This is a genomic window from Rhodopirellula halodulae (genome assembly GCF_020966775.1).
In the GTDB taxonomy this organism is placed as follows: domain Bacteria; phylum Planctomycetota; class Planctomycetia; order Pirellulales; family Pirellulaceae; genus Rhodopirellula; species Rhodopirellula halodulae.
Map to the genome: position 1 here is coordinate 410,772 of NZ_JAJKFV010000002.1, position 21,010 is coordinate 431,781.

At 56.3% G+C, this 21,010-nt stretch carries 31 protein-coding genes and 1 other RNA gene; 16 read left to right on the plus strand and 16 right to left on the minus strand.

The genetic code is table 11. From position 1 onward, the window contains the following. Nucleotides 1-105: 105 nt before the first annotated feature. Nucleotides 106-621, minus strand: coding sequence for a hypothetical protein (locus tag LOC70_RS02300; protein ID WP_230251607.1), 516 nt, complete (start codon nucleotides 619-621; stop codon nucleotides 106-108). A gap of 102 nt (nucleotides 622-723) precedes the next feature. Here LOC70_RS02300 and LOC70_RS02305 point away from each other — a divergent pair, with 102 nt between their 5' ends. Then, nucleotides 724-960 carry a hypothetical protein gene (locus LOC70_RS02305; protein ID WP_230251608.1) on the plus strand — a complete coding sequence of 79 codons (237 nt, stop codon included), beginning with the start codon at nucleotides 724-726 and terminating at the stop codon, nucleotides 958-960. A 9-nt stretch (nucleotides 961-969) separates the two neighbouring features. Here the strand turns inward: LOC70_RS02305 and LOC70_RS02310 are convergent, their stop codons facing one another. The 13 genes from LOC70_RS02310 to LOC70_RS02370 all read right to left on the minus strand — a co-directional run bounded on the left by LOC70_RS02310 (nucleotide 970) and on the right by LOC70_RS02370 (nucleotide 9,546). Further along, the gene (locus LOC70_RS02310) at nucleotides 970-1,380 is read right to left on the minus strand and encodes a hypothetical protein (RefSeq protein WP_146414748.1); all 411 of its coding nucleotides are present in this window, start codon (nucleotides 1,378-1,380) and stop codon (nucleotides 970-972) included. A gap of 15 nt (nucleotides 1,381-1,395) precedes the next feature. Then, nucleotides 1,396-1,953: a hypothetical protein gene (locus LOC70_RS02315; RefSeq protein WP_230251609.1), complete on the minus strand. Its 558-nt coding sequence runs from the start codon at nucleotides 1,951-1,953 to the stop codon at nucleotides 1,396-1,398. After that, nucleotides 1,950-2,408 carry a hypothetical protein gene (locus tag LOC70_RS02320; protein ID WP_230251610.1) on the minus strand — a complete coding sequence of 153 codons (459 nt, stop codon included), beginning with the start codon at nucleotides 2,406-2,408 and terminating at the stop codon, nucleotides 1,950-1,952. Before LOC70_RS02320 ends, LOC70_RS02315 begins: the two co-directional genes overlap by 4 nt. Then, a complete protein-coding gene (locus LOC70_RS02325; protein ID WP_449314290.1) occupies nucleotides 2,405-2,776 on the minus strand; it encodes a hypothetical protein in 372 nt (123 codons plus the stop codon). The genes LOC70_RS02320 and LOC70_RS02325 overlap by 4 nt, the downstream gene beginning before the upstream one ends. Nucleotides 2,777-2,781: 5 nt before the next feature. Beyond that, on the minus strand, nucleotides 2,782-3,060 hold the full coding sequence (locus tag LOC70_RS02330) for a hypothetical protein (RefSeq protein WP_230251612.1): 279 nt from the start codon (nucleotides 3,058-3,060) through the stop codon (nucleotides 2,782-2,784). Between the two features lie 6 nt (nucleotides 3,061-3,066). Continuing rightward, entirely contained in the window at nucleotides 3,067-4,062 is a 996-nt protein-coding gene (locus tag LOC70_RS02335) for a hypothetical protein (RefSeq protein ID WP_230251613.1), read from the minus strand. Beyond that, the gene (locus LOC70_RS02340; protein ID WP_230251614.1) at nucleotides 4,052-4,663 is read right to left on the minus strand and encodes a hypothetical protein; all 612 of its coding nucleotides are present in this window, start codon (nucleotides 4,661-4,663) and stop codon (nucleotides 4,052-4,054) included. Before LOC70_RS02340 ends, LOC70_RS02335 begins: the two co-directional genes overlap by 11 nt. A gap of 20 nt (nucleotides 4,664-4,683) precedes the next feature. Then, nucleotides 4,684-5,034 carry a DUF2190 family protein gene (locus LOC70_RS02345; RefSeq protein ID WP_230251615.1) on the minus strand — a complete coding sequence of 117 codons (351 nt, stop codon included), beginning with the start codon at nucleotides 5,032-5,034 and terminating at the stop codon, nucleotides 4,684-4,686. A gap of 6 nt (nucleotides 5,035-5,040) precedes the next feature. After that, nucleotides 5,041-5,370 (minus strand): DUF2190 family protein, encoded by a 330-nt coding sequence (locus LOC70_RS02350; RefSeq protein WP_230251616.1) that lies wholly within the window; start codon nucleotides 5,368-5,370, stop codon nucleotides 5,041-5,043. Nucleotides 5,371-5,430: 60 nt separating this feature from the next. Beyond that, entirely contained in the window at nucleotides 5,431-7,452 is a 2,022-nt protein-coding gene (locus tag LOC70_RS02355; RefSeq protein WP_230251617.1) for a Mu-like prophage major head subunit gpT family protein, read from the minus strand. Further along, nucleotides 7,421-8,914: a phage portal protein gene (locus tag LOC70_RS02360; protein ID WP_230251618.1), complete on the minus strand. Its 1,494-nt coding sequence runs from the start codon at nucleotides 8,912-8,914 to the stop codon at nucleotides 7,421-7,423. Before LOC70_RS02360 ends, LOC70_RS02355 begins: the two co-directional genes overlap by 32 nt. 60 nt (nucleotides 8,915-8,974) lie before the next feature. Beyond that, the gene (locus LOC70_RS02365; RefSeq protein WP_230251619.1) at nucleotides 8,975-9,196 is read right to left on the minus strand and encodes a hypothetical protein; all 222 of its coding nucleotides are present in this window, start codon (nucleotides 9,194-9,196) and stop codon (nucleotides 8,975-8,977) included. 77 nt (nucleotides 9,197-9,273) lie between these two features. After that, entirely contained in the window at nucleotides 9,274-9,546 is a 273-nt protein-coding gene (locus tag LOC70_RS02370) for a hypothetical protein (protein WP_230251620.1), read from the minus strand. Between the two features lie 354 nt (nucleotides 9,547-9,900). On the opposite strand from LOC70_RS02370, the gene LOC70_RS02375 reads away from it, so the two are divergent. The 4 genes from LOC70_RS02375 to LOC70_RS02390 all read left to right on the plus strand — a co-directional run bounded on the left by LOC70_RS02375 (nucleotide 9,901) and on the right by LOC70_RS02390 (nucleotide 13,534). Beyond that, nucleotides 9,901-10,434, plus strand: a complete 534-nt coding sequence (locus LOC70_RS02375; RefSeq protein ID WP_230251621.1) for a hypothetical protein — start codon at nucleotides 9,901-9,903, stop codon at nucleotides 10,432-10,434. A gap of 13 nt (nucleotides 10,435-10,447) precedes the next feature. Next, nucleotides 10,448-10,918 (plus strand): Swt1 family HEPN domain-containing protein, encoded by a 471-nt coding sequence (locus LOC70_RS02380; RefSeq protein WP_230251622.1) that lies wholly within the window; start codon nucleotides 10,448-10,450, stop codon nucleotides 10,916-10,918. A 66-nt stretch (nucleotides 10,919-10,984) separates the two neighbouring features. Then, nucleotides 10,985-11,293, plus strand: coding sequence for a hypothetical protein (locus tag LOC70_RS02385; protein ID WP_230251623.1), 309 nt, complete (start codon nucleotides 10,985-10,987; stop codon nucleotides 11,291-11,293). Between the two features lie 123 nt (nucleotides 11,294-11,416). Beyond that, the gene (locus LOC70_RS02390; RefSeq protein WP_230251624.1) at nucleotides 11,417-13,534 is read left to right on the plus strand and encodes a UvrD-helicase domain-containing protein; all 2,118 of its coding nucleotides are present in this window, start codon (nucleotides 11,417-11,419) and stop codon (nucleotides 13,532-13,534) included. A 415-nt stretch (nucleotides 13,535-13,949) separates the two neighbouring features. Here the strand turns inward: LOC70_RS02390 and LOC70_RS24425 are convergent, their stop codons facing one another. Together LOC70_RS24425 and LOC70_RS02400 are read right to left on the minus strand one after the other, a co-directional pair. Further along, entirely contained in the window at nucleotides 13,950-16,217 is a 2,268-nt protein-coding gene (locus tag LOC70_RS24425; protein WP_230251625.1) for a terminase gpA endonuclease subunit, read from the minus strand. Further along, the gene (locus tag LOC70_RS02400) at nucleotides 16,207-16,377 is read right to left on the minus strand and encodes a hypothetical protein (protein ID WP_230251626.1); all 171 of its coding nucleotides are present in this window, start codon (nucleotides 16,375-16,377) and stop codon (nucleotides 16,207-16,209) included. The genes LOC70_RS24425 and LOC70_RS02400 overlap by 11 nt, the downstream gene beginning before the upstream one ends. Before the next feature lie 264 nt (nucleotides 16,378-16,641). Between LOC70_RS02400 and LOC70_RS02405 the strand changes: the two genes are divergently transcribed. The 11 genes from LOC70_RS02405 (at nucleotide 16,642) to LOC70_RS02455 (ending at nucleotide 21,009) form a co-directional block, all read left to right on the plus strand. Continuing rightward, nucleotides 16,642-17,520, plus strand: coding sequence for an amidoligase family protein (locus tag LOC70_RS02405; RefSeq protein WP_230251627.1), 879 nt, complete (start codon nucleotides 16,642-16,644; stop codon nucleotides 17,518-17,520). A gap of 289 nt (nucleotides 17,521-17,809) precedes the next feature. Continuing rightward, the gene (locus LOC70_RS02410; protein ID WP_230251628.1) at nucleotides 17,810-18,085 is read left to right on the plus strand and encodes a hypothetical protein; all 276 of its coding nucleotides are present in this window, start codon (nucleotides 17,810-17,812) and stop codon (nucleotides 18,083-18,085) included. A 72-nt stretch (nucleotides 18,086-18,157) separates the two neighbouring features. After that, nucleotides 18,158-18,367 carry a hypothetical protein gene (locus LOC70_RS02415; RefSeq protein ID WP_230251629.1) on the plus strand — a complete coding sequence of 70 codons (210 nt, stop codon included), beginning with the start codon at nucleotides 18,158-18,160 and terminating at the stop codon, nucleotides 18,365-18,367. Nucleotides 18,368-18,557: 190 nt separating this feature from the next. After that, a complete protein-coding gene (locus LOC70_RS02420) occupies nucleotides 18,558-18,827 on the plus strand; it encodes a hypothetical protein (RefSeq protein ID WP_230251630.1) in 270 nt (89 codons plus the stop codon). A gap of 102 nt (nucleotides 18,828-18,929) precedes the next feature. Then, entirely contained in the window at nucleotides 18,930-19,232 is a 303-nt protein-coding gene (locus LOC70_RS02425) for a hypothetical protein (protein WP_230251631.1), read from the plus strand. A 6-nt stretch (nucleotides 19,233-19,238) separates the two neighbouring features. Then, nucleotides 19,239-19,323, plus strand: an RNA gene (locus LOC70_RS02430) — hammerhead ribozyme type II. Nucleotides 19,324-19,349: 26 nt separating this feature from the next. Beyond that, the gene (locus tag LOC70_RS02435; RefSeq protein WP_230251632.1) at nucleotides 19,350-19,835 is read left to right on the plus strand and encodes a winged helix-turn-helix domain-containing protein; all 486 of its coding nucleotides are present in this window, start codon (nucleotides 19,350-19,352) and stop codon (nucleotides 19,833-19,835) included. An 18-nt stretch (nucleotides 19,836-19,853) separates the two neighbouring features. Then, complete coding sequence (locus LOC70_RS02440) at nucleotides 19,854-20,087, plus strand: hypothetical protein (RefSeq protein ID WP_230251633.1); 234 nt, start codon at nucleotides 19,854-19,856, stop codon at nucleotides 20,085-20,087. Nucleotides 20,088-20,348: 261 nt separating this feature from the next. Continuing rightward, a complete protein-coding gene (locus LOC70_RS02445; protein WP_230251634.1) occupies nucleotides 20,349-20,534 on the plus strand; it encodes a hypothetical protein in 186 nt (61 codons plus the stop codon). Beyond that, nucleotides 20,531-20,764 (plus strand): hypothetical protein, encoded by a 234-nt coding sequence (locus LOC70_RS02450; protein WP_230251635.1) that lies wholly within the window; start codon nucleotides 20,531-20,533, stop codon nucleotides 20,762-20,764. Before LOC70_RS02445 ends, LOC70_RS02450 begins: the two co-directional genes overlap by 4 nt. Further along, on the plus strand, nucleotides 20,764-21,009 hold the full coding sequence (locus LOC70_RS02455) for a DUF4314 domain-containing protein (RefSeq protein ID WP_230251636.1): 246 nt from the start codon (nucleotides 20,764-20,766) through the stop codon (nucleotides 21,007-21,009). Before LOC70_RS02450 ends, LOC70_RS02455 begins: the two co-directional genes overlap by 1 nt. Nucleotide 21,010 lies beyond the last annotated feature (1 nt).

Consider the following 21,010-nt stretch of genomic DNA (forward strand, 5'->3'; position numbering starts at 1 on the left):
ACGGCTTGCGACGACGCCGGCGATCGCGGTTGATCTCCGCCGTCAGTGCCATCACGCTCGATGCGATATTCCAATCGTGGCGTCGCCGAGCGTCCGCCATTTGCATCAGCTGGCGGAGGGTGAGAGGTCCTGGGTCGACTCCGACGACGCCAGCGAGTTCGATGACGATGCGTTCGACATCGGCACCCCGAGTTTCTGTTCGAGGTCGCTCACGATCGAGTCTACTAGGCCCGGATCGTCCAGCCTCCGCTCGATCGCTTCGAGTCCCCGCGTCTCGATCATCCGCTGTTTGTCGGCCGCCTTCCGCAGAAGACGGCGACGGGACTCCGGGAAGTAGGCCACCAACGCATCAACGACCGCCGTGCAGGCTTCATCAATTGCATCGCCTGCCAAACCTTCCGCGAATGCTTCGTCGTCAACGTCTTGCTGGTCGGCTTGAGGTTTGCAAATCGCGAACAACACATCACCCAACAGAAGTGGGTCCGTTGCTAGTTGGTTGATCAAATCACCGTCGATCGCATCGAGCAAGCGAACGTCGGTCAGCGTTTTCACGCGGCGGAGTGTCGTGTTGTCGATATCGACGATCCAAACCCGACCACGACGATCAATGAATTTTTGCATGGAAATCCGTTTCTTGGTTCAATGGTGACATCGTAAGTCAACAGAGAAGGTAATCTGAAATGATGAAATGCCCCGCACTCGTCTGGTGTTTGATCTAACCAAATGCAGCGCAAAGAGATGTTTGATGTCGCTTTTGCTTTCTGGCCAACCTGGCTGACGTACGCACTGGTTCCACTGACGATGTATTTTCAAGTCGCCTGGTTTGGTGCGATTGTCTTAGCCATCATCTTTTTATTGCCTCGCCTTTGGTGGTCGTGCGTTTTTGGGTTGGCCAATTGGATGTCGCTCGCTGCGGGCATTGTCGCCTGCTCGTTCATTGCAATTCGTGGGCTGCTCTGACGGCACCTTCTAAGCTCCGCTGCCCACGTTCATCCCGCCGCCGGATGAAGACTGTGTCGGCTTAAGTGTGACATCGGCGGAGACGACCTCTTCGAGGTTCTGGTTGACGTTGAAGTTCATGACCTCGCAGGTCAGCGTCAGCGCACCGCCGGCGTCTGAAATGCCAACATCGCATGGCGTGCCGCTGCTCCAGAGACCTTGCAGCATGCCGAACGAGGTGTCGCCATTCTTGTTAAGGACGGTGAACTCAATCGACGCATCTTTCAGCGTTCCGACAGTGGCTCGCCAGCCGTTGTTGGCCCGCGTTGACGCATCCGCCTCGGCCTTTTCTAAGTTGACCGTCAGGTCTTTGACGTTCTTGATCTCGGCGCCGTCGATGGTGAGAACGGCGTCGAGACCGAGGACTACTTCTGCTGACATAAGGTTTCTCGCGAGTTACTTCACACTGTCACGCCAGAACTTGGGCAAGCGTGGTTGATTGGCTTCGAGGGCCGGTCGCATGAATGGGCGTTTCGGATAGCGGCGTGGCTTCGATGCGCCGCGCCGCTCGTTTTCAGCTTCGATCAGTCGGGTAGCACGGTTGGCTTGGGCACCGGTCAGTAGCTTCGTTCGAGCGAACTTGCCAGGCCGGATGACTCGAATCGGACCGTACTCGCCGACCCGGAAGCGATGGCGTTTGAGTTTGCGACGTTTCGTGGAAACGCCGCCGAATTCATGCAGGTTCCACAGTCGGCCAGCAATCTCGTTGACCGGACCAATGACGGCCTCTTCGCGTTCGCGACTCACCTCGTAGCGAATCACGCGACGAAGCATGCCGGTCTGCGTGTGCGGCGGCGACCCGGAACTCGATGGTTTCTTGCGTTTGCGGATCGACCGTTTGGCGGTCAGTCGAATCGTCCCGGCCGCATGACCGAGCGATCGAAAGTTGGCGGCCTGAACCTTCTTCTGAACGTGGCCTTGGTTGAATCGGACACGAGTCCGGATATGGATCACCTGGCCAGTTCAAACGTAAGTGTCAGTAGGCTTGTGAACTGATTGAACTGCGTCCAGTGCTCGACGGAGTACAGCACCGCATTCTCGACCTTGACGCAGCGGGCGGCAACAAACGAGTTGAGCCGTTTGAGTCGGAAATAGTCGGCGATCTCTTCGACGAAGAACACCAGCGGGTCGATCTCTTTGGGGTCCCCTTTGCTGACCTTCTTTTGGACGGCGACGTCGATGGTTGCCTGGAACTTGTTGCTGACTCGATCGAGTGGCAAGTATTCGACTTCGCGAGGCACCACGGTGACGCGCAGTTCCTTCATATCTTCGAGGTCGAAGTTCGGAACGTAAAGTCGTTGGGCTGCGAGGTTCTTCTTGCTGAAGTCGCCAGCGTTGATCTCAGCGACGACGCTGTCGGCGATTTGAATGACGGTGGCCGGCGTTGGTTTTGCGGAGGCGGCAGTCATGAAATGGTGTCGACCAGTTTGGTGTGGATGCGGAGTTTGATGCGAAAGGGATCGCTGTATCGCCACGGCGGTTCGTTGCCGATCGACATCAGCTCGTAGACGAACGTGGTGTCACCGTCGGTCTCGAGGATACGATCACCGCGGCGGGGCCATGTAGCGATCTCAGACGACAGCAAGTCTTTGGTGTTGATGAGGAAGTCGCGGACTTGAGCACGCGTGATGACGCCTTCGCCGTCGTCCTGCTCGTATTCGGACTTGCCGATGGTGGCCGGAATCTCGACCGAGACTTCATCACGTTGATAAACGACCGGCCGAGACGCATGCTTGGTCAGCTTGGCGGACAGCCATGACTGACCACGCTGCAGCATGTCGCTCACGACTTGCGTGACTTCGGTGTCGTGGTGGGCTTTGATTGAAAGAGAGCCGCAGCCTTCTCACCGAGTTCATCACGCCAGGCTTCGTCGGCCCGACGTTGGTATTCATCCGCGATCGCTTCGGCTTCTTCATTGAGCTGTTGCTGGCGAAAATTGGCTTGACGAGCAAACGGTTGCACGAACCCGGACGGCGAACCATCACGGTCTCGTTTCTTTGCAGGCAGGATCGCGATGGCAACGAGGACCAAGACGACAACGGTGGCAATTCCAAGAATCATAAGCTTTCAAAGACCTCGTTTGATGAGAATGAACCCAAGCAACAGAACGGCGACGAAGATCAATGCGAGCGTGGCGAGTTCGCCGGAGCCCGCCCAAATCAACGCGTTGCGTCCGCCAGTGTCGCGGTCGAAGAGTCGATCGCGGTCGCCGTCTCGGTCGCGATCAAACGGCCGCCAGGTGTTGTCGACCGGTTCGATGGGGCAGTAGCCGTCCGGGCAATCCTCGGGCGATAGCTGCATCGTGGGATTGATCGCGGCATCCCAGGAATAGCCGCGAGTCTTCAATGCCCCGGTTCGCTGGGCTTGTCGCGTTTGCTGATACAGTTCGTAACCGTGTCGCAGATCGTCATAGAGTTCACGAGGCGTCGACGGCAGCATCGCGTGACCGGCGGCGTGAACGTGACCGCCGGTTGAATCCTGGAACAAGACAACCGGGAATTGGTTGACCGGAACGATCTCGGCATAGCGAGTGCGATACAGTGCGTTGGTTTCGGTGTAGACCTGGAACGCGCACTTTGATTTCAAGCGAACCAGGTTCGTATCACTTTCAAACCACTGCAACAGTTGCTGGCTCTTGGCGTCGCTACCCACAAACAATGCGATTTGATATCGCTTTTTGGCTTGCTCGGGAGGTGTTGCCGGCCGCGTGTTGGTCGTGGTCGGAGTGACAATGATCGGTGCCGGTGCGGTGGGTGTGCTCGGTACGATCCGATAAGGTTGCGCCGTTGGGCTCATGTTGGGCGGGCAAGGCGGCGGGCAATAACCTGACTGCTGCTTCAGTTCGCTTTGGGCTTCCAAGTTGACGCGAGATGGCTGCGGTAATTGTTGAATCTGCTGGCCGACCTCGCTGACCGGCTGGGCTGGCGGCAGTCGCCAGGTGCTTTCCGGCGATGGAGTGGGTTTGCGATGCAGAGCGGTGAACACGGCACCAAGCAACACAGCATGCAAGACAGCGACGACGATCAGGCCGACGCTGAGCCGGATCCGAATTTCATCCTTCATTGACGACCTCATAACTTCGATAGGGCAGAGAGCTGGCGGGGTCTTCCATCACGGTCAGGGCAAAACCGCCATAGCCCGCCCAGAGACGAACAAATTGTTCGCGCGGCGTGAGTTCAAATCGGCCGGGATAGTTGTTGTCGAGAATCGCGGCGTACTGCTGTCCGTTTCGCTCGACCCAGCCGACGAACGTGCAACAGTGGGCGGGCTTCCACCACAAGATCGCGCCGCGACGGGTTGCATTGGCCCAATCGAGAAACCTCGGATCGGCTTTGACGGTGTAGCTGTAGTCGATGCCGGCCGCATCGAGCCGATTTCGCAGCCGGGTGTCCCATTCGCCGTCGCTGTAGGTCGCTCGCCAGCGTTCACCGAGTTCAAACTCGTTGAGCCAACGCAAATGATTGACGAGCGAAGCGTGAACGCAGCTGCCTTGATTGAGCCGGCCTGTCCAGTTGCGTTGATGGAGTTGCGTGGGAAGGTTCGCGACCGGTTGCTCCGGCGGCGGAGCCGGCACCGGACGAACTTGCACGTCGCCTTCGGGTAAGCATCCGGTGCAAGCGATCAGCAAGCATGCGGCAACCAAGTGCCGCCATTTCGCTTCCATGCGATGACCTCGTGATGAGACTATTGAACGAGTTTGACTTTGACGCTCGGCGTACTTGGCGGAGCGTCCTCGACCGAGATACCAATCATCGAGTGCTGGTATTGGTTCTTGATGACGTGGTGACTGATCTTGGACCAGTAAAGAATCGTGCCGGCGGGAATGTTGGTGGTCGGGTCTTTGACGACATCAAAGACACCCGACAACGTGATGCTGCCACGTGATCCGGCACAGATTCCGAACTTGGCGACACCGACGAGCTTTTCGAGGACCACGACGTCGCCGGCTGTGATCTCAACGTCGGTAACGATCGGGACCGTCACGCCCTCGTGGACGTAGATTGCCCCGACGGGTGCGATAATTGCGTTGCTCACTGTTCATCACTGGCTCAAACGAACGCGAACGAAGTTGTCGGTCGCCTCGGCATCGGAGACGACTTTACCGAGATAGAAGGTGCCGTCAGCGACCTCGGTGACGATGCCGTCGGTGGTGGCGTAGATCTTTTGGCCGGCGGAATAGGTCTCGGCGTCGGAGGGATCTTTGGGAATGTCAAAGACACCTTCGACGGCAATCGAACCAAGAGTGTCGGCCGGAAGATCGCGGCGGGTGATGCCGACCAGATCGCCTTGAATAACGATGCTGCCAACCGAGACATCAACGTCGGGTGTGAAGTCGACTTGGCGACCGTCGTGAACGAATTGTGCTTGCATGGGAGAAGGGAGGTGAAAGGAATCAGGTGACAGGGAACAGGCAGAGCAACATCACGGCGACTACTCGCCGGCGACTTTGACGGCGGCGCGGTGGTCTTGGCTATTGACGCCGAAGTCGATGTACGACCGGAAACCCATGCCAAGTGTGTTCGGCGGCATCTCGACTCGTTCGATGATCGGAGTGCGGCGGCCGTTGAGGAACACGATCTCGAAAGCGGGCAACACTCGAGGATTTGCGAACAGATACCACGCGGATGCGCTGGCACCTGGGTAGTAGCTGTCCGACAGGTGCGGCGTTGAGATGATGCGGTACTTGTTTCGGTGCGGGTTATCGACCGGGATCTTGGTCGGTGACCCTTGAGCGTCGATCATCAATTGTGACGAACCCATCAAGAGTTCGGCTTCGGTTTCGAGTTCGACCGGCACGACCAAGTACTCGGGCCGGATGTTGATCGGCTTTTGATCTTTGGCTTTGCCGCCAGGACCGGCCTTCTGTTTGCGAAACGTCGTTTTGGCAACGGTCAACGCATCGGGACCGAACTTGGTGTCCGCACCTTGTAGAAAGTTGGCGTTGGCCGAGGAGAAGAAGCCCGAGTTCTTCAGCAGCAGCGTGAAGAACAAATCGTCGATCGACTCGGCGCCGCTGCGTCCCATTTGCCGCGGGATGTCCATGAACGCGGACAGGTCATCATTGATGATGTCGTGCCGAGTCAGCGTGAGGATCTGACCGTAGGTGTCGGCCTTGTTGCTGTATTTCTGTTCCGACAGTTTGCCGTGCTTGAGTTCGCCATCAGGTGCGACTTGCTCAAAGCCGCCGGTGCCTAGCAAGCGATAGCGGGCCACTTCCTTGAAGTCGGTAACGGTGCCAACACTGCAAAGATCAAACGCGGCGATGGGCGTGTTTTGATAGGCCGCCAGCAACGTCTTGTTCATGACGTTTTCCATGATGCTGGGGAGGCTCATGGAAGAGAAACCGGCTCGAATCGTCGCCGTGCCGTCGCCAAAGACACGCGGAACCTCGATGCCCTCCATGCGAGCACACTCGGCGACGAGTTCTCGCAACCCGATATGCCTCAATGGATCGGCGGCGTTGAGCGTTTGCTCTCCGTAGCTGGCCAGAAGTGCTTTCTCTTCGATACCAACCGACAAGCATGCAGCGGCTTCCAGGACATCGCGGGTGTAACGGGGCGAATGCTGATTCTGTTCGGGAGCTTTCGGGCGTTCGCTTCGTAGCACGGCGAGTTCCGTTTTGGTGATGGTCCAGCCTTGCTCGATCGCATCGGCTTCGATGTCAGGATGATTCTCCGCACACAACTTGCGAATGCTGGCGATTCGTCTGGATTCCGCAGCGGCTTCGGCACGCATGTCGTCGATCGGCGAACGCGGTTTCGGATTGGTCTTAAGCTTCGTGCTCATGTTCAAACTTGCGTTGACCGGTTCAAGAGTCGTGTCTCCCTGATTGTCATCACCCTCGCCGTAATCTTCGTCGTCATGCTGATTAGCAGCGACACGAGCCTCCGTGTTGTCATCCGCGCCCAATGCGACGAACGAGACTTCGCCAAGCGTGGACTTGCGGGCGATGTAGACTGGACCTTTGTGGTCGCGGCCGTTGGCTTTCGCGGTTTTACCTTCGGGAATGAAGACCACCTTCTCGGCACTCGCACCGAGCGACGCTTGCCAAGGAAATCCGTTCTCGCTCGTGGCGATCACTTCCTGGGCCGTTGTTCCAACTCCGGAAATGACGCCAGCAACCTCCAGCGATCGGTCGCTGATCTTGATGTCATCGGTATGTCCAACAATCGATCCGCGATCGTGGTCCTTCAGGATTGGGCGTGACTTGCGAGTGACTCGCATACCTGCCAGGTCAACCACGACCGGATATGGCCAACCACCAAGCCGCATCGCTCCGCCGGTGTAGGCCACCATCGAAAACTTCCGCAGTGCCGGCTTGTCGTCGCCCTCGAGCGGCGGATCCGCGGCGGCGAGTGTTATTGTCGCGGCGTCATCGCAAACGATACGTAGCGAACTGGGGACGGACTCGGCTTCCGCTTCAAGCGGTTTGGGGTTCAGCGTCTTCGGCATGGTCTTCCGTGACTTCGGGTTCGGATGAAGAATCAGTTTCGGACTCGATCGTCAGACCGAGGTCACGCATGAGGGCGATCTCTTTCGCACGTTGTTTGAGTTCCGTCTCCCAGTCACGCCCCTGCCGCGCAAATTCGATAGCCAGAGTTGTCGTATGACTGGCGAGACGGATCTTTTGGGCGTTGGCTTCTTTGGCGGGATCGACATGCTCGTGTCCGTCCCAAAACCATTGGTGCTCGAACGTCGAATCGAGCGTGCGAAGCGAGTTAGGCAGATAGCCCTCGATGAGAATGGCTTCGCGAAGCCAAGCGTGCAGGATGCGGTCGAGCACCACGCGAGCGAGTTGCGATTGCTCGACACGGATCGATTTAAAATAGGTTTGGTGGTCCAGTCGCCCGCTGGCATAGTTGTAGCCCGACGAATTCCCAGCAGCGACGTTGAACGGCATGTTCAAGCAACGAGCGATCTCGTTGAGGATTTCTTTCTTGAACTCCGCGTACGTGGTCGATGGCTGCTCGCTTTTCATCTGAGCCATCTTCCAGCCGCCGGGCATCGTCAGCAGCATCCGTTTCTCGAGCTCGATTGGCTCGAACGGTTCGGCCGCGTCTGCTTCGCCATTGGCTGGTGCATCGGTGTAAAGGATGCCAGCGAACTCAGCGGCCGTTTCCGCCGCGGCAAGGACCGCGAGCGTGAATCGCCTCAGTTGTGCGAACAGTGGCAACGCCGGCGTGATGTCTGGGATGCCACGGATCTGTCCGGGGCGATCGCTGCGGAAGTAATGAACGACGTCGGCTGCCGGCACCGTGTCGTATTCATCATCAAGGACAAAGAAGCCATCGCCGGGGTGATTCTTCAAAACGTCGTATGTGAGTGGATTGCCGTCGGCATCAAATTGGATGCCATCGAGGTAGCGACGTGCGTCGGGTGCGAGCGTCGGCGAAGCAACTTGTTCGGCTTCAATCAGACGTAGATCCAGATTCACCGGAGTCTCGAGTCGCCCATTGCTGGTGAGCAACCCGAACGATTCTCCATCTGCGACCCGAGCCAATCGCATGGTTCGCAGCTTCTCCGCCAGTCCAACCGCTTCGCACCAAGCGAAGAACTCGGCTTCAACAAAGCGGTTGCCCGCATCATCCGCGGTGAGCATCTGTAGCCGAGGCCCAGTACCGACGACATCATTGGCGAGCGTCAGCGTGATACCGCGAGCGTAACTGTTGTTGGCGACTTCGTAGCGTGATCGGTTGCGAAGTGTCCGTCGGACATCGGGGCTGTTGGCCGCGGAGGCTGATAGCCCATCGGCTCGCGACCAATGTTTGATATTGTCGAGTGTTGTGTTTGCCGCGTCGTATTTGGCACGCAGGCGAGAGAAAAAGGGCTGCCGGGGCGAGCGTCCAGAGGCGGCGGACAATTGTGCCGGCCCGCCCCGCATTTGCTCGATGATCCCTGACAAACGTTTCAGCATCCGTGCTGTTTCCTGTTGCCGTCCCCGGCAGCCCTTGTGGATTGGAGAGCGAAAGAAAGATCAGCCAGCCGATGGCGGCACGATCTTGTTAAAGCGGAGCCCACGATGCGGCTTGGCAACGGCATTCTTGCCGGCGAGATGTTTGTCAGCCGCGATTTGCTCGGTCAGCTTGTGTTGTTCCACCGACCCAGCATCACCCGAAGCCTTCGCCGGCCCCGAAGCGTTCTCACGAATCTCATCTTCGAGGTTGCCTGACATTTGTGCTGCGAAATCGATTTGCATTGTCCTTCTGAAATAGACCTACCCCGTCGGACAACGAGATGACGAAGGCGAACGTCACAATCTCCTGAATTCATGTGTTAGCCCCGATCGCGCCGCTGCATCTTGTCGAAGCTCACCCATTGTCGTTGCGAGGCCTCGCGTGCTTCGGTACCAGGTAGCAATACACCCTGACTATGCGCATCGACCGCATACAAAACGATGCCGCTGAGCCAGTGATTGTCGGGTTGTCCGGACCGTGCATGCGTTTCGCGAACCGTTCGGCCGCGCCCTTCGCCTGCGGCGACATATTGCGATTGCAAACAGACTGCACGTCGGTTGAACACCAGCAGGGAAATTGTTCCGGCCTGCATGGCCTTCCGCTAAGCCGTTAGCTCTTCACCTGCGGATGCCGAGACTAGGCCAGAGACCTGCAGAATCGAGTCGCCCGCCTTGCTTTTCACCTGTAGCGGAACCAGACAAAAGGAGAGTCACCTGTCTTCATGCGAGACACCACAAGCCGGGAAAACACCAAAAAACTCAACAAAACCGGGCCATTATCACTTTCCCAACTTTTTCATCCCCTAAAGCATTGACACAGAATCTTTTACGGGATAAAAATATCAACAGGTGGCCGACAAACCCACGCAAAACACCCCGATAGAGGGGCCTGCGAGGGGGGTTTGTTCTGTAATTACTTTAAATACTTTTAATCACAGGTGGTCTTAGTGCCTGATTCAGTTCACAACGTCGATATATCAATCCTTAAAAGGCTTTTTGTTTCTAATAAATCTTCCAGCATCGCTTTTAAAATTTTTAAAGAAAGGGAAAAGGACTCAAAAGAAACAAAATTGGAACGTCTTGAAGACTTAATCAGAGGTGAAGGAGGGAACCCATCAAGAGTGGACATAGTTTCACTAATGAAGGGGCTTCAAGAGGCGAACTGTGGGCGCTTCGTTGTGGGTAGGCGAGGCTCTCCTAGTCGTTTTGAGTGGAGCGTCTCGTTAAGAAGCGTTGGCTTGGCAGCAACCTCCGGAAGCGATGAGGTCAATCAAATGGATGATGACGCAGATGAGCAAGACGGAGATGGTGAGTTTGCTGATGATTCCGACAATTCTTCGATCACGCACACTTTCGTCCTTCGACCCGAGTACCGAGTCAAGCTAACTCTCCCCGTCGATATGACACCTCGCGAGGCGAAACGTCTCTCCGATTTTCTACGAACACTGCCCTTTGGCGATTCTGATGACCTCGAAACTTAGTTAGGAGCTTGAAATGGACTTTGTTGAAATTGCAACGTGCGAGATCGCCAATATTCTTGGCCGACTCCTGCCCAGCCAATCAAACGATTGGTGGCGCAACCTGGTTTGGAACAACCTGAATGACCGCCAGAAGAATCTGGTTTCAATGAAAACGAACCCTACGCTTCAAGACCTCGACCTTGCGTCGTTGCTTGCGGTAGTCGATGCAAACTGGGGACGCTTGGGCGAAATGCATAGAGACAACCGTGAGGCCCGCAACTATCTGATGGAATTGAAGACCATCCGAAATCAGCTGTGCCACCGAACTTCCCGTCCGACCCCTGTGGAGTTAGCGCTGCGTCAGTGGCAGACGCTTAAGCTTTTCTTGAAGAGCCTCGGCGGTTCCGAGGCCGCCATTCGGTTGATCGATTCACAACTGTGCCGCTTAGTGAAGTCCTACCAATCTGAGCTTAGCCTCGGGCCGCAGCGAATGCTCGCGTCTTAGTCAAACTCCGCTCAATAACTATCAGAGATCAACCTCCGTTATTCGCAGACAAAAAGGAACCGTCCGATGAAAATGTCACGCTCAGCAAGTTTCCGCTATCGCGGTGGGCAGCAAATTTTCGCTTCGAAACCGTCTCGCATCTGGTGGGACGAACAGAAGCAATCCGTCAGATTTTCAATTTACGGAATCGCAGATTTCAACCAGCCACGTGTGACACATGATTATTCGGCATCACTTGAATGGGAAGAACTGGAGCAGATTCTGTCGGTCGTTCTCGAGGCAGCACAGAAAAGCGACCGCCTGCCGGCCCAGCTCAAGAAGAACGGTTCGACACTACTTGGGCTGCTGGGCGCAGGCTTAGAGGTGGCGAGCTAACAGCAGCTTAAGACGATTGAACCGCCGGTTCAACATTGACCGAACTTGATATTGACTGATTCAATCGCTCGAGAGTGGAACCGAGCAAGCGACCACGCATCCATCCTTACGAAGGGCTTTTCCATGGCGACTCAAACTCTGCTCGGGCTCGACAACTCGCAACGCAATTTCTGTGAATCGGACGCAAAAAACATCCGTCTGCTTGCACCGGCTGGATGTGGCAAAACACTTTCCTTAGCGCACCGGTGTCTTCACCTTGCACAAGCCACCGGAAAGTCAAAGACGCGTTTTTTGGTGGTCACGTTCACTGTCGCGGCTCGCGACGAATTTCATTCTCGTATCCACGAAGACGAAGCGTTCGCAGAACTCAGAGGCGTGGTCGAAGTGTCGACCCTAAACTCGTGGGGGTTTCGTCGTGTGCGGAATGAGGCATTTAGCCCCAAGCTCGTTACTAGTCGGAACGACTACCATTTCGCGATGCTGAATCAATTGCAACCGATCTGGAAGAAGCACAAAGCGGTTCGAGAAGCGATTGAGGCAAAGAGGAATACGGCACCGCGGAAAATCATGGACCTAATGGATTCGTTCAAATCCATTGGATTCGATCACCAGCGTGACACAAATCTCGAAAAATTCCTGCAACGCATAGAGTCGTTTGCTGCCGACGGTTTGCAGAACAAGTGGGAAACGCTGTTGGTTGAATTGGCTCGGCAAGGAGTTATTCCAAAGGTCACACAGTATGGTTCCGAAGAGGCTTCAAGATCTCCGAGACTAATTTACGACTCGTTCTTCAAATTTTGGCGATCAGCGACACAGCACCTCGTTGAAAACGACACGTTCACACTTGAAGACCAAAAGTATGTCGCATGTTTGGACGAGCAGGCCAAAATCGATGAAGGCAAGCTGTTGTCAGGTGCCGCAAGGTACGACCATCTGCTGGTCGATGAATTCCAGGACATCAACCCACTGGACTTGGCGCTTCTGCGAGCGATCGCGGATCGCAGTCGTTCGACTATCACGATTGTCGGTGATGATGACCAAGCAATCTTTGAGTGGCGAGGCGCAACCCCTAGGTACATCGTCAAGCCGGATCACTATTTCCAGCGAAGGTTCGCAACATTTACGCTCGACACGAATTACCGTTCTCCCCGAAACATCGTTGAGATCTCACAGCGAATCATTGCAAACAATGAAAACCGCGTCACCAAGGAGATTTCGTCCAATATGGATGAGGATGCTTTCATCGAGGTGGTCACAACGAGCGGACTGCCGGATTCGATGAGCTGTGTCATTGCTGAATGTGAACGAGCTATTGACGCGACGGAAGGCCCCAAGCGGGTGGCGGTGATTGGACGGAAGAAGAGTCAAATCATTCCGTATCAGTTGTACTTTGCCTCAAACGACATCCCCTTTTGCGCAGCCGAGGACTTGCAGATTTTCATGAGCGCTGCGTTTGATCGGCTGATGAAGTTGATCTTGATTAAGTGTAACGCTGATGCGCGGCGAACCACGTCTCAGGTGAACGATGACGTCATGGCACTGTGCGATCTTGCGAAACGATACCCCTTGAGCAAAGCTGATCGAGCGGCCCTGAGGAGTCATTTAATTACAAGAAAGTCCAAGACGATCAAAGATGCGATTTCTGCGTTGGCTGCATACACCGGTCAGCTGAAGGGGAAAAACAAGAGCAGTGAAATGAGCCTTCAATTTGCCGAGAAGATCGCTTCTTTTGTTAACGCGGATTGCGTGGCAAGTTCCGTGAATGCGCTAGCACATTCGTTTGAAGGACTACAGACCGATCTCGGCAAAGCCGAAGACGATGTTTTTTACGTTGATCCGCCGTTCATGCATCTTGCTGAGTATGCAACCCGATATGGCGACGACTACGGCCAGTTCATCGACGACATCGAATCAGCCAAAGAGAAGTTAGCGTACCTGCCGCCGGTGACCGATCCTAAGGAGTTGGATCCGATGCACGAGGAATGGAGACGCCCTATCCACTTGATGACCGCGCCTAGGGCGAAAGGCAAAGAGTTTGATACGGTAATTTTGCTCGACGTGAACGAAGGAATCTGGCCAAACAAGAATGCTGCTACCGAAGCCGAACTGGAAGCCGAGCGACGGGTGTTTTACGTTGCTTTCACCCGCGTTAAGGAGCGATTGCTGTTACTAGTCAATGAAAGGATTGGAAAGTCAAAAGTTGAGCCATCACGATATCTGAAGGAAGCGGGCCTAGTTTAGATGCAGCGGCAACGGTGAATAGATTTGCTAGTTGCGTTCGGTAACCCATCGAAGAATAGATCTCGGTGACCAATATCAACAGGCAAATACGGGACACGTCCGCTTTGCTACGCGGACTTTGGCCGAAGCCGTGAAACTCAATTGCGAGGTTCGCTTGGTCACGCCTACTTTGTCGAGGAACGATTCGCCCAGCCGGAACCCGACCTGCAGCCCTCTTGTAGTAGAAAGTTCTTGATTCGGTTGGTGGCGTCTGTCTTCTCCACCAACGTAGGAACCGTCGTTGCAGTGATGACGGCCGGCGAAAATGTTGCGGCAACGGATGCTCACATGGTCCATTCCTGCTCAGGCTCGGCACCGGTTACGGCCTGCAAATCCCTTAAGTTTATGTTTTGTAGCATGTTTTTTTTCCTGTGACTCAGCTGCGTTTGCGATGCTGCATTTCTCTAAAACTAACACGATTTCTTCTAGATGCTCGTTCCATGTCCGTACCGAACAGCAGCGCACCTTGCATGGAAGCAGCGACAGCAGAGCCGACGAGGCAGTCGAGCCAGTGGTTGTCGGGTTGCTCGGGGCGGGATTTCCATTCGTCAACGGTTCGGCCGCGGCCTTCGGTTCGGACGTAGTACTCAGCGGTGACTTGCTCGGCGAACATTCGGTGTTGATCAGCGCGATCGCCGAAGATGGAAAGGCAGCCTCGGTCGCCCATGGCAACGGCAAGCCTCGCGTGCGTGAAGGACTTCCACCAATTCGTGTCGTAGATCACGTGGCGAATGGCGCGTTTGCCATGGATGGTTGGGACTCGCCAGTTCAGTCCAACGCGATCACCCGGCCGGCGTTTGTATTCGCTGAAGGGGTTGGACGACGCGCCGACGAACCGGCCATGCGAAGGTAGCAGGATCGAGGCGTGGGGACTTTGCCTGCAGAATTGATAGACGACGTTGGTCGAGTGCCCCCAGTTGGCGTCGATTAGGCATCGACCGATCTTCATCGCCGCACCGTCGTCACGTTGCCACTCGCGGCCGAGGAGCTCGCTCGTTAATGCCTCGAGGCCGGCATAGATACTGCCTTCGAGTCCGGTTCCCTCAGCGGCGGTAGCCAATGTGTGCCGAGCGTCGCGGAGCGTGAAGTAGGTTCGTTGTTGATCGGGGTAGGTACCATAGTCGACAACGTAGCCGGTGAAATCGTCCTCCCAGGCGGCGACGACGTAGAAAAGTAGCTTGCCTTGGACGTCGATGAATGCGGTCAAATGATTGCCGGCGATCGGGACTCGATGACGAGGCAGGTTGTTAATCTTGGCAGCGACTTGGTCGGCGGTCAGTTGATCGGCACCGACGGTTTCTTCCGGCAGCGGTTCGTTTTGGTATTCGGCGAAGAAGGCGGCTTCGTCCTGAAGCTTCAAGTTCATCGCATGTTGGATCGCTGATAGTTCATCGTGGTTGAAGCGTTCCTTCCACGAGACATCCGCGCCGGCATCCATCGCCTGACGGTTTTGGCGATAGAACTCGGTGCCGGCGGCTCCACCATCGCCGGACCGCAATCCTTCCGCGCGGACCTCCGCGTAGCGTTGCCAGAGCGTTTCGTTGGTTGGAAACGCGTTGACCATGCGAGTCCGTTCTCCGTTCCATTCCGGATGCAGGTCGCGGCTGAGTATGTTGTCGGCCATGTCTCCGGGTCGAATCACCGTGCAGGGCATGATGCCTGAGATCTTCTTGCCGGGGCCGGCCAGTCCGAGGACCGCGCCTGCGAGGATGGCTTCGCGATTGGCGCATTGGGATAGCGATCGAGCGGACTCGTCGGTTTGTGGGTCATCCAGGACTACGAGCGACGGCCGGACCGTTTTCCCGTCGGGGCGTTTGAACTTCATGCCGCGGATGCGACCGGTCAGGCCAGCAACCTTGATGATCGCGCCGCTGGCTTTACTGCTGGCGATGGTTGGCAAGACGATTTCCTTCGCCGTCCATCCAATTTGTGTTCGCTTGCCTTCGAATAGCTGGCCATTGGCGCGATTAGCAATTCCGTCGAGGGCTTGGATTGGGAAACAGACCTCGGGATAGTCGGCGGCAAGCAGATCGTTGCTATCGAGTTCGGTTTTGATCGAGTCGAGCATGTCGCAGGCGTGGCCTTCGTCGCTACCGATCAAACAAACGAAGTCTCGATAACCGTTCAGCACCGCCCAAATGCAAGCGACTTCTGCGAGTGAGCTCTTGCCGGAGCCACGAGCCATGGCGAGCGAGAAGAGACCGCCGCGGATGACGGCTTCTTCGATTTTGTTGATCACCTTCAAGTGGTCCGGCGACCATTCGAGATGAAACGTCAACCGGAAGTACGCTTCGCAGAACGCTCGGAATGAACCGGCAGCCATCGCTTTGCGTTCAGGATTCTCGACCGCCGGCAATTCTCCGATGTCGCGACCGGCGAGAGCGATGGCGGCGTTTCGCGCGCGGGCACTCTCTTTGAGCTTTGCGTACGGATCGACATCGGAAACCGGTTTCGGTGTGTGTCGTTTCTCATGCAGCCAATCGGCGTACGCTAGCAGGTCAACGTGCCGGCCGTCTCCAATGCGATTGCCTGCTTCGACTCGGTGCCGATGCAACTGCCGTTCGTTGATCACGGTGCCGAGGGGCGTCGAGTTGAGTAGCCGACAGCACTCGCTCGGTTTCAGTTTGCGTGGGTCATTCGCCACGGCCGGCCTCCTTCAACATCCATGCGGTGTAGGTCAACAAGTTCAAGCGGCCGGCGGCGGTCGTCGGCGAGCCGTCCTCGATGTCGGCTTCAATTTCGGCCACGGGAACCTTTCGCCTGCGCAACTTGGAGAACAGCGCGGCCGTTTGTTCGGCGGTCATCGCATTCGGGTTCAGTTCTTCGTGGCTGCCTTCCATGGCGGGCTCCGTGGGTTGAATAGCGACTGCGCCAACAAGTTCGCGACTGTCGCGAGCATGTGCATGTTTGCGGTCAGTGGCCGCATGTTTTCGGCGGCGATGTGGGGCCAAAACTGGCCGCCTGTGGGCAAGAAAAGAAAGCTGCAGATTACTGGAACATTACTTTCGAACTTCGCTTGAGGTGTCTCAAAACGCATGGCTCATGTGTGTCAACGCAAAACGAATTCCATGCTTTTCGGAGACACAAACTTGCACGCCAACGACATCGCCTTCGGTATCGAAATCGAAACCCACATGCCCGGAAACGACCGCACGCCGATCGGCGGTTATCACAACGGCCTTCCGGTTTCCTGGCTGCCGGCGGGTTGGAAAGCCGAACGCGACGGCAGCATCCGCACGCCGGCCGGCCGCAAACCTTGCGAGTTTGTTTCACCGGTCCTTCGCGGACGCGAGGGTTTGGAAAACGTCGGGACCGCGGTCGACGCGATCAAAGAACGCGGGGCGCGGGTCAACGAATCTTGCGGGCTGCACATCACCATTTCTTGGAACGGCGACGCGGCGGCCTTGGCCCGACTGATTTCCCTGATCGCCAACCATGAAAAGGCCATCTACGCATCGACCGGAACACGACGCCGCGAACGAAACCAATGGGCGAAGCAAATCAAAACCTACGGCAACAAGGACGCAGCAAAGACACGATGCGAACGAGACCGCTACCACCTCTTGAACCTGACACACTTGGCCCGCGGCCGGCAACGGATTGAGATTCGGGCCTTCGCCGGAACGCTCAACAAAACCAAATTGATCGGCTACATCCAAATGATTTTGGGCTTGGCTGAACTCGCCTTGAACCAAAAACGATGTGCGGGCTGGGACTACGCCAAGAAGCCGGGAACGAAATCTTGCTGGGACCGACCTGACGCCGGCCACGGGGAAACGGAATTGAACCGGCTCTTCTACCGGCTGGGTTGGACCAAGGGTTGGTACAAGGGAGACCTTCGCAACAAGCGATTCGGTGAACTGACCGCCGGCGAAAACGGATGCGACTTTCGCCCGGTCAAAAAGAAGCTTCTCGACTTGGCCCGCAAATACGACCAGGCAATCTGATTGCCAGACAACACTCGCACGCCAAACGCCACGAATTACCCCCGCGGCGTTTCTTTGTTTTGTGGCGGCAACACTCGCCGTTTGTGGGCGATGTCGGGTAGGTCAAACGTAGGTGGCCATCAATATCGCCGACGTGACTGGGGCGGTTTATGGGCGATGTCGGCGGACCGCTGAAACATGGAAAAACCCTGCGAATTAGTGGCTGGATTCGCTTGCTGTGTTCGGGAACGCATGGCTCATGTGTGTCATCGGAAGACAGTTTTTCATTCACCCAAACGGAGAAACAAACATGACCCTTGGCGAATTGATCGGATTGCTTGAAGAGTATCGCGACGAGCACGGCGAAGACTGCGAAGTGCGTTTGATGACGCAACAGAACTGGCCCTTTGAAAACCTCATCGCTGGCGTCACGAGCGGCGCGGAGATGAACGAAGCGGAGCATGACGACCCGCACGAATTTGCGGACGACCAGGACGTCGCCGAAGACGCGATGGTCTACATCGTCGAAGGCGGGCAGCTTTGCTATGGCAGCAAACGGGCATGGGAAACCTGCCGCGATTGCTAAACGCGAACCAACATGCCGGCGGCGAGAAAGATCGCCGCCGGCCTTTCTATTCAACAACACATGAATGAACCAATGAAGAACCGAGAGAAGATTGAAGACGCGTACGCGGCTGCGCACATTCGAGCTTTGACCTTGTTGGAAAAACTACACGAAACGGTCGAGGACTTGCCAGCGACGGGAAACGACGAACACCCGATTGATTGGGGCCACGTCGGCTCCTTGAATTATCTTTGTGAACAACTGGCAGAATTGAAAAAGCACTTCGCGTCGGATGAAGACTGATCGGCAGACGCTTCCTTGCCCAACACGCCGCGACGTTCGCAACCTGTCGCGGCGTTTTCTTGTTTGCGGGTTCTTTGCCGCATGCCCATAGAACGGCGTCTCGGCCGAACGTCGCTGACCAACCCAAAGCTGCAAAAAGACTGCAGATTCCTTCCGGACTTCGCTTGCTGTGTTTGAAAACGCATGGCTCATGTGTGTCACCGAAACGGTTTTCACGCTTCCCGCCTACGGAGACAGACACATGGCCAACGCAACTGCCCGCCCAACTTCCGCAGACCTTCTTTACCTGCACACGCAAACGCTCGAACTGATCGAGGATTTGCACGCAGCGGTCAAAGACATACCGCTTGCCGCGGCGTCTGACAACGCCAACTTCGAACGAGTCTTTGGTGAACTCGATGACCTGCACGACACCATCGACGGGCTGGCCGCAAAACTTCGCCGCAACACGGCCGAGTGATTTCGCCCTAGTAACGGCATTCTTCGCAGTCTTTGAAGAACCTTTCAAAAGACTGCGAATTGCTGCCGGACTTCGCTTGATGTGCTGCGAAACGCATGGCTCATGTGTGTTAACGCCGACGGGGCGAACCAAGAACTACGACCTTCCTACCGGAGACGAACCATGGCCAAAGAAAACAAGACCGCCGACCTTCGCAGCGCAATGCAACAACTCGACCCGACGACCTACCAAGAGATTCGCGAAAGCTACTACCGCATCGCCGACAACCTGAAGCCGCTGGCCGACGCTTTGGAAAAGGCCGACGCGGACCAAGGCGGCCACGCCGGACCGCTGCTCGACGAGCACTTTCTCTTCCTCCAAATGTACGACCTGCTTCGCAAGAGCAACCTTGGCGGGGTCGTGTGAACCGAAAGCCGAAACGCCGGCCTCTTTCCTCGAATGAATTGGGCCGGCGTCGTCGCGGGTGGTTCCCGCGGCCTGACGATGGCAGCCAACCATGAACACAATTTGGGAGACGCAAACATGAAAAAGGCAGATGTAAAGATCGGCGGCGAGTACTACGCCAAGGTGACGAACAAGAAGGTCGTTGTGCGGATCGACGCGGAGAACGCCTCGGGCGGTTGGGACGCAACCAACCTTACGACAAACAAGAAGGTCCGCATCAAGACGGCCGGCCGGTTGCAAGGACTGGCGCGGACGACCGAGTCGACTGCAGAGCCCGCCGCGCGAGCAAAGAAGCGAGTAACCAAGAAGAAGTCCGATACCAACACCGCCGGCGAGAAAAAGCTTTCCTGTGTGAAAGCCGCTTTGCAGGTTTTGGAATCCGCCGGCGAACCCATGAACACGCAGGAGATGATCGTCGCGATGGTCGACCAGAATCTTTGGGAAAGCCCCGGCGGAAAGACGCCGCACGCCACGCTGTACTCGGCGATTCTTCGCGACTTGGCCAAGGGCGAAGAAAGCCGATTCGTCAAGACCGAGCGTGGCCGGTTCACGGTGCGAAGCTAAACGAAAGGGAGCGATTTGATGCAAAAGCACTTCTATGATTTGCGAGAGGTCGAAGACTTGGCCGACGGTGAGCAAGCATTGCCCGAGCCCGGCGTCGCGTATGCCTTGCGGACGATTGAGAACAGCACGGTGGATACGGAGGTTGAATGTGTCTTTCGTGATGGCGAAACCTTGTTCGCCCGAACGGCCGCCGGTGAAACGTATCCGGTGACCGGCGAGGGCTCGTACGTTTTGGTACCGCGCGGCTTGTAACCGCCAGCATTTCACCCCTCGGCGAACACTTCGCCACACACGCCCGACGTTGGCCACGGTCGGGCGTTTTTTCGTGGGTCGGCTACTTGGTCCGCGACTTCACGAGCCCACACGCGGCAACGACGGCCGCGATTTCTTGAAGCCGAAAAACATGGCGAATCTCTCCGCCTGTTTTCCAATGTTCGCTTGCTGTGTTGGCGAACGCATGGCTCATGTGTGTTAACGCAAACGCCATCTCTTTCTACGAACACGGAGAACCAAATGCAGAACCTGCAACCGCAACGCTGGCGATCGACTGTTGTCTTCGCCAACGGCCGGCGAATTGAAGTCGACGAACTGCTGCCAGTTCAAACCATTGTCGCCGATGCAAAACGCGCCGGTGCCACCAAGGTCGAACTCGAGAACGGAACCGAAATCTTCCTCAACGAAAAAGGACGACAACGATGAACAAAGTTCAAACCCTCAAACCTCGGCCGATCGAGCCGGCCCCGGCTTATGAGAACGGTCATCAGATCGCTCGTGACTTGCTGCGACACATTGAATTGCAACTCGATCGCATGATGCGGCCGGACTGCAAAGACCTGCGATGGCATCACGTTCGAGCGGTCAATCTCATCAACGCTCAGCTATCGGAGGTCGCCACGCTACTCGACGAAACCAACGGAGTTCGAAATTGATGAAAACCAAATGCGACTTTAAGGCGGGCGATCGCGTCCGCCTGATCGAGATGGGCGATGACCCCGATCCGATCCCAGCCGGCACGCCAGGAACGGTGGCCGGCGTCTATCCGCAACACGATTGGCTGCAACTCGATGTCGACTGGGACAACGGCCGGTCGCTGATGCTTTCCATTCCGCCGGATCGCGTCGAACGGCTTTCCGGCGGCACTTCCAAATCCAATTCTTCAAGCCAAGGAAACTGAA